Source organism: Marmoricola sp. RAF53, assembly GCF_052114005.1.
Classification (GTDB): Bacteria; Actinomycetota; Actinomycetes; order Propionibacteriales; family Nocardioidaceae; genus Marmoricola.
The window spans coordinates 274,922-281,696 of sequence record NZ_JBFRDX010000005.1 but is presented as its reverse complement, the minus strand read 5'-3'; the positions used below and the strand labels follow the sequence as shown (position 1 = coordinate 281,696).

Annotated in this window: 7 protein-coding genes; 2 read left to right on the top strand and 5 right to left on the bottom strand. The window is 73.9% G+C overall.

Annotation, left to right across the window (positions count from 1 at the left end; genetic code table 11):
• The coding region (locus AB4Y76_RS06875; protein WP_441923482.1) for a serine/threonine-protein kinase at positions 1 to 971 on the bottom strand (971 nt) is incomplete at its 3' end.
• Between the two features lie 70 nt (positions 972 to 1,041).
• Complete coding sequence (locus AB4Y76_RS06870; protein WP_441923480.1) at positions 1,042 to 2,238, bottom strand: epoxide hydrolase family protein; 1,197 nt, start codon at positions 2,236 to 2,238, stop codon at positions 1,042 to 1,044.
• A 67-nt stretch (positions 2,239 to 2,305) separates the two neighbouring features.
• On the opposite strand from AB4Y76_RS06870, the gene AB4Y76_RS06865 reads away from it, so the two are divergent.
• Positions 2,306 to 3,253 (top strand): helix-turn-helix transcriptional regulator, encoded by a 948-nt coding sequence (locus tag AB4Y76_RS06865; protein WP_441923478.1) that lies wholly within the window; start codon positions 2,306 to 2,308, stop codon positions 3,251 to 3,253.
• Here AB4Y76_RS06865 and AB4Y76_RS06860 read toward each other — a convergent pair.
• The 3 genes from AB4Y76_RS06860 to AB4Y76_RS06850 all read right to left on the bottom strand — a co-directional run bounded on the left by AB4Y76_RS06860 (position 3,250) and on the right by AB4Y76_RS06850 (position 5,039).
• A complete protein-coding gene (locus AB4Y76_RS06860) occupies positions 3,250 to 3,576 on the bottom strand; it encodes a hypothetical protein (RefSeq protein WP_441923476.1) in 327 nt (108 codons plus the stop codon). The two genes, AB4Y76_RS06865 and AB4Y76_RS06860, sit on opposite strands and share 4 nt — an antisense overlap.
• Before the next feature lie 105 nt (positions 3,577 to 3,681).
• The gene (locus tag AB4Y76_RS06855) at positions 3,682 to 4,164 is read right to left on the bottom strand and encodes a hypothetical protein (RefSeq protein ID WP_441923474.1); all 483 of its coding nucleotides are present in this window, start codon (positions 4,162 to 4,164) and stop codon (positions 3,682 to 3,684) included.
• A 77-nt stretch (positions 4,165 to 4,241) separates the two neighbouring features.
• Positions 4,242 to 5,039: a putative protein N(5)-glutamine methyltransferase gene (locus AB4Y76_RS06850; protein ID WP_441923472.1), complete on the bottom strand. Its 798-nt coding sequence runs from the start codon at positions 5,037 to 5,039 to the stop codon at positions 4,242 to 4,244.
• 222 nt (positions 5,040 to 5,261) lie between these two features.
• Between AB4Y76_RS06850 and AB4Y76_RS06845 the strand changes: the two genes are divergently transcribed.
• Positions 5,262 to 6,743 carry a DEAD/DEAH box helicase gene (locus AB4Y76_RS06845; RefSeq protein ID WP_441923470.1) on the top strand — a complete coding sequence of 494 codons (1,482 nt, stop codon included), beginning with the start codon at positions 5,262 to 5,264 and terminating at the stop codon, positions 6,741 to 6,743.
• Positions 6,744 to 6,775 lie beyond the last annotated feature (32 nt).

The following is a 6,775-nucleotide window of genomic DNA, read 5'->3' as shown; positions in this document are numbered from 1 at the left end:
GCCGTCGCCGCGCCGGCGGCGTACCAGGCGCGCCGGCGGCGGCGTCCGGGCGTGGCCGCCTCGGCCGGGGGGACCATGGCGGCCGGGGGGAGCACGGCGGTGGTGCCGGCCGGCTCCAGCGGTGGCAGGTGGAGCGGTCCGGTGATCGTGACGACATCGGTGGCGCCCGCCCTGCGGTCGGGGTCGAGCGCGGAGACGACCTCCGCGGCCGTCGGCCGGTCGGTGGGTTCGCGCCGGGTCATCCGCTCCAGGAGGTTCCCGAGCCCGGCGCCCAGCGAGGTGGGGATCAGCGGTGGCGTGCTCAGCCGGGCGATCGCGGTCTCGACGGCCGTCCCGGTGTAGGCCCGGCGGCCGGTCAGGCTCTCGAGCAGCACCAGCCCCAGGCTGTACACGTCGGTGGCCGGGGTGACCCCGGCGCTGCCGTCGACCTGCTCGGGTGCCAGGTACGCCGGCGAGCCGACGAGCTCGTCGGTGCGGGTGTGGTGCTCGACGGCCTCGACGAGGCGGGCGATGCCGAAGTCGGTGAGGTACGCGTGGTCGGCGGTGTCGAGCAGGATGTTGCTCGGCTTGACGTCGCGGTGCACGACGCCGGCCGCGTGCGCATACGCGAGCGCGCCCGCGATCTCCCGGCCGATCCGTCGGGCCCGGTCGGCGGTGAGCGGGCCGCCCGCGAGGACGGCGCTCAGCGTGCTGCCCTCGACGAGGTCCATGACGAGGTGCGGCACCTCGTCCTGCAGCCCGGCGTCGAGGAGCGCGACGACGTGCGGGTGCCGGAGCTGCGCGAGGGTCTTCGCCTCGCCCTCGAACCGTGCCCGGAGAGCGGGGTCGGCGCTGTTGCGGAGCACCTTCACCGCGACCTCGCGGTCGAGGACCAGGTCGCGCGCGCGGTGGACGTCTCCCATGCCGCCGTGCCCGAGGAGCTCGCCGAGCTGGTAGCGCCCCTGGAGCAGGGTGGTCCGGGTGGTGGTCATGGTGCCTCCCCGGTTACCCGGGAGCCGGGGCCACGAAACGTGACCCCGGCCACGCGGGGACCCCCCGTGGTCAGCGCCCGTCGAAGAAGGTCCGCAGGTCCCCGACGATCGCGTCCGGGTTCTCCAGCACCGCGAAGTGCCCGCCCCGGTCGAACTCCGACCAGTGCTGGATGTTGGCGTTGTCCCGCTCGGCCAGCGGCCGGATCGTCTGGAAGTCGTCGCGGAAGACGGCGACCCCGAGGCGGCCGGTGCTCACGACCGGCTCGCGCTGCGCCCGTGCCTCCTCGTAGTGGTAGCGGACCGAGCCGGCCGCGGTGTTCGTCAGCCAGTACAGGCTCACCTGCTCCAGCACCTGCTCCGGCGTGACCAGCGAGGTGCCGTTGCCGAAGCTCTCGAACAGCTCGGAGTAGGCGAGCTGCCCGACGGGTGAGTCGGCGAGGCCGGCGGCGATCGTCTGCGGGCGCGCGGCGTTCATCGCGTTGTAGCCGCCGACGGACTGGAACCACTGCAGGTGCTCCAGGGCGGCGTACTCCTTCGGGCCGAAGTCCGCCATCTCGGCCGGGTCGCCGGAGGGGAACGAGAACAGCTGCAGCACGTGCGCGCCCAGGAATCCGTCCGGGTCGAGGACCGCGAGCTCGCGTCCGACCATCGCGCCGCCGTCCGAGCCGTGCACCCCGTACGACGTGTAGCCGAGCCGGCGCATCAGCGCGTCGTAGGCGCGGGCGGCCCGGGTCATCGTCCAGCCGCCGTCGACGACGGGCGTGGAGAAGCCGAAGCCGGGCATCGACGGGATGACCACGTCGAACGCGTCCTCGGCCCGGCCGCCGTGGCTCTCCGGGTCGGTGAGCGCCTCGACCAGCGGCAGGAACTCCAGGAAGGATCCCGGGTAGGTGTGCGCGAGCAGCAGGGCACGCGCGCCCGGGACGGCCGACCGGACGTGGACGAAGTGGATCGTCTGGCCGTCGATCTCGGTCAGGAAGTTCGGGTACGCGTTGATCCGGGTCTCGACGTCGCGCCAGTCGAAGCGCTTCCAGCGCTCGACCATGTCGCGCAGGTACGCGGTCGGCGTGCCGTAGTCCCAGGAGTCGCCGGGTGCGGCCGGGGCGAACCGGGTGGTCTCCAGGCGGCGGTGCAGGTCGTCCAGGTCGGCCTGGGGGAGGGCGACGGTGAAGGGGCGGATCGTGGCGTCGGCGGTGCGGGTGCCGGTGGTTCGGGTGCCGGTGGTGGTCATGACGTTCTCCTCGCGGTGGCTGGGGTTCGACCTCATGACCACGACGTTAGGAGTCAATCCGGAAGATATGATTCCGGTATTTCCGCCGGAAGCGAGGATTCTCGTGGGCCAGACCGCCACCCGCACGTTGGCGCTGCTGTCGCTCCTGCAGAGCCGGTCCGACTGGTCCGGGGCCGATCTCGCGGCCCGGCTCGGTGTCACCGACCGGACCGTCCGCAACGACGTCGCCCGGCTCCGCGAGCTCGGCTACCCGGTCGACGCGGTGCGCGGACCCGGCGGGCGTTACCGCCTCGGCGTCGGCGCGAAGCTGCCGCCGCTGCTCCTCGACGACGAGGAAGCCGTCGCGGTCGCGGTCGGGCTGCGTGCCGCGACCGGCGTCGCCGGCGTCGAGGAGACCAGTGCGCGGGCGCTGGCGAAGCTCGAGCAGGTGCTGCCCGACCGGCTGCGCCGCAAGCTCAACGCGGTGACCCGGGCCACCACCGCGGGGCCGGTCAACACCTCCAGCAACGTCGAGGACCCGGAGGTCGACGCGGCCGTCCTCGACGCCCTCTCGATCGCCATCCGCGACCACGAGGGCATCCGCTGCGACTACCGCGACGAACCGCGCGAGCTCGAGCCGTACCGGCTGGTCGCCTGGCAGCGGCGGTGGTACCTGCTGGCGCGGGACCCGCGCGACGACTCCTGGGCGCCGTACCGGGTCGACTGGCTGCGGCTCCGCACGCCCGGCGGGCGACGGTTCTCGCCGGTCGCGTTCCCCGGCGACCTCACCGAGTTCGTCGTGCGCGAGGTCGCCCGCACCGGCTGGGCCGTGCACGCCCGGATCCGGGTGGACGCGGAACCCGACCAGGTGGTGGCCCGGATCAACCCGGCGGTCGGAACCGTCGAGGCGCACCCGGACGGCGGCAGCGTCCTCGTCACGGGTGGCGACAGCCTGGAGGTCGTCGCGGTCTGGATCTCGATGCTCGGCACCGGCTTCCACGTCAGCGAGCCGCCCGCGCTGGTCGAGCACGTCCGCGCGCTCGCCCGCCGGTACGCCGACGCGCTGCCCTAGGGTGCCGGCGGCAGGATCTGGCTCAGCGCGGTCGCGAGCCGGTCCAGGCTGGTGCCCTTGCGGCCCCACGTCCCGACGATCCCGAACTTCGGGTCGGAGGAGAACGTCACCTCCACCGTCCCCGGCGCGACCTCCCGGACCCGTGTGGTGACCTTCTCCCCGAAGCTCATCACCGTGAAGCCGGCCGAGAACATCGCGATCCCCGTGGCCGGGTCGCCGGACAGGTAGCGCATCCCGGTACGCCGGGCGGCTTCCTGGAGCGCGGCGAAGGTGTCCGGCGGTTGCGCCTGGAACGTCATCGACCTGGTGCCGTCACCGCTCATCTCTCGTCACCCCTGGATCGTCGTCGCCTCCCTCCCGACTGTGCCCCTCCGGCGGTGTCCGGGCCTCACCCGTCTCGGGTGACGACGGTCCTGGTCGCGGGCGCCTCAGCCGTCGGCGCCGAATGAGCAGGCGCTCTTCAGGCCCCGGTAGGCGTCCCGGGACTTCTGCACCGCACGGTCGAGCCGGGCCTTCTTCTTGGTCCGCATCGCCGTGGCGACGCCGGAGAACGCCTGGGCGGTGTCGTGGGCGGCGGTCCGGATCTTCGGGTCCGCAGCCCGGGCGCCCTGCTGGCCGAGGACCACCGACTGCTGGGAGAGACGCTTGGAGATGGTGGCGTCGTACGGGCTGGTGGTCAGCATCCCCGCCGTGTCCGCCGCGATGTGCGCCAGCACGGCCCTGACCTGCGCGCAGGCCCGGGTGTCGGCGGTCACCGCCGCCGGAACCCGGGTCGCCGGAGCGGTCGCGGACGCGCGTACCCCCGCCGCGTCGTCCGCGCCCGCCCCCGCGCCCGCCCCGCCGCATCCCGCGACGAGGACGATCCCGAGCCCGGCCAAGGCGCTCCCGAGCAGTCCCGACTGTGTGCGCATGCTGGTGCCCCCTTGCTCCTGGGGACGAGCATCGTCGACGCGACCTTGTAAGAACCTGGAGGAACGTCCTCCGGCGGCTACCGGCCCTCCGCAGACACCCGCTGGCCGACGACGACCGACGTCCCGTCCGGGTCGATCCGGGCGGTCGTCAGCAGGCCACCGGCCTCGAAGGCGTCCCGGGCGGCGTCGTACTGGGACTCGTTGATCTCGATCAGCAGGACGCCCCCGGGCCGCAGCCAGCCCGCCGCCGCGGCGCTGATCCGGCGGAGCAGGGCGAGGCCGTCGGGACCGCCGTCCAGGGTGTGCAGCGGCTCGTGGTCGCGGGCCTCGGGCGGCATCAGCGGCACCACGTCGCTCGGCACGTACGGCGTGTTCGCGACGAGCACGTCGACGGTGCCGCGCAGGTCCTCGGGCAGGGGGTCGAACAGGTCGCCGCAGTACACGGCTCCGGGCGGGAGGTTCTCGGCCGCGCACGCCGCCGCGACCGGGTCGACGTCGGCCGCGAGGACGCGGATCCCCGGGACCCGGTGGAGCAGGAACGCGGCGATCGCGCCGCTGCCGCAGCACAGGTCGACCAGCACGCCGCCGGCCGGCAGGAACTCCTCGGCGACCAGGGCGAGCTCGATCGTCCGCGGCCGGGGGACGAAGACGCCGGGACGCACCAGCACGGTGACGCCGTCGCCGTCCTCGGTACGGAACTCGGCCCGCCCGACGACCCACTCCAGGGGCTCGCCGGCGACGCGCCGCGCGAGCATCCCGGTCAGGTCGCGTCCCTCGGCCGCCGCCGTCCGCAGCACCTCGGCCTCCTCCTCGGCGTACACGCAGCCGGCGCCGCGGAGGGCGGTGACGAGGTCGTCGTAGGTCGGGTCCGGCACCCGGCGAGAGTCGCAGGTCACACGGTCCGGGGCCAACACGATTCTTCGTTCTGGCCCTCCGACCGGTAGCCTGTGGTCACAAGGATCGCCCAGTCTTACCTCGGTCCTGATGGCGTGTCAGCAGCCTGCGAGGGCTCCGCGCCGGCGAAAGACCAACGCGACTCCCCGGAGATCTTCCGGGTCGCGGCCGTGGTGAGACACCACATGAGATAGCGATTCCCCTTGTCTGCACAGACTTTCCCCGACCTCGGTGTGCCCGCGAACCTCGTCGAGATCCTCGACGCCCGCGGCATCACCGCCCCCACCCCGATCCAGGCGGCCACGCTGCCCGACTCGCTCGCCGGACGTGACGTCCTCGGCCGCGGTCGCACCGGCTCGGGCAAGACCTACGCCTTCCTGCTGCCCGTCGTCGCCCGGCTGGCCGCCTCCGGCCGCCGCCGTACGCCGAAGCGCCCGCGCGCGCTCATCCTGGCCCCGACCCGCGAGCTGGTCACCCAGATCGAGGAGTCGCTGGCCCCGCTCGCCGCGGTCGCCGGCCTCAAGACCCGGACCGTCTTCGGCGGTGTCGGCCAGAACCCGCAGGTGCAGGCGCTCGCCGCCGGTGTCGACATCGTCCTGGCCTGCCCGGGACGCCTCGAGGACCTGATCGGCCAGGGCGCCTGCTCGCTCGACGACATCGAGATCACCGTGCTCGACGAGGCCGACCACATGGCCGACCTCGGCTTCCTCCCGGCCGTCCGACGGCTGCTGGACCGCACTCCCGCCGACAGCCAGCGGATGCTGTTCTCCGCCACGCTCGACGCTGGCGTCAACGTCCTGGTGAAGCGGTTCATGAGGAACCCGGTCACCCACGAGGCCGACTCGGCGCAGTCGCCGGTCGCCGCGATGGACCACCACGTCCTGCACGTGGAGCACCACCACAAGGTGTCGGTGCTGGTCGACCTGGCCAGCGCGCCGGGCCGCACCGTGATCTTCACCCGCACCAAGCACCGCGCCAAGGCGCTCGCCCGCCAGCTCAACAGCAGCGGCGTGCCGACCGTCGACCTGCACGGCAACCTCGGCCAGAACGCGCGCACCCGCAACATGGAGGCGTTCCACACCGGTGCCGCCACGACGCTGGTCGCGACCGACATCGCGGCGCGCGGCATCCACGTGGACGACGTGGCGCTGGTCGTGCACGCGGACCCGCCGGCCGAGCACAAGGCCTACCTGCACCGCTCCGGGCGCACCGCGCGGGCCGGTGCCGCGGGCACCGTCATCACGCTGATGACCGACCAGGAGGTGCGCGACGTCCGCGCGCTGACCCGGGCGGCCGGCATCTCCCCGACGACCACCAAGGTCAGCGGCCCGAACCACGAGATCCTGCGCGCGCTCGCCCCCGGCGAGCGGGTGCTGGTCGAGGGCGGCTTCGCGCCGGCCGCGACCTCGTCGGGTGGCGGCAACGGCAACGGCGGTGGTGGCGGCGGTCGGCGCCGTCGCTCCGGCGGCCAGGGCGGCGGCGGTCAGGCCCGTAGCCGCCAGGGTGGCAAGGGGGGCCAGGGCGGTCAGGGCGGACAGGGCGGTCAGGGCGCTGCGAAGTCGGGCTCGGGGCGTTCGCGCCGGCGCCCGAACGGCGCCTCGTCGGCGACCTCGCCGCGCTCGGGCGGGTCCAGCGGCGGACACAGCGCCGCGTCGTTCAGCGGTGGCGGTCGCCGGGGTCGCTGACCCTTCCCGGACCCGGTCCTGGATCCGGCGTC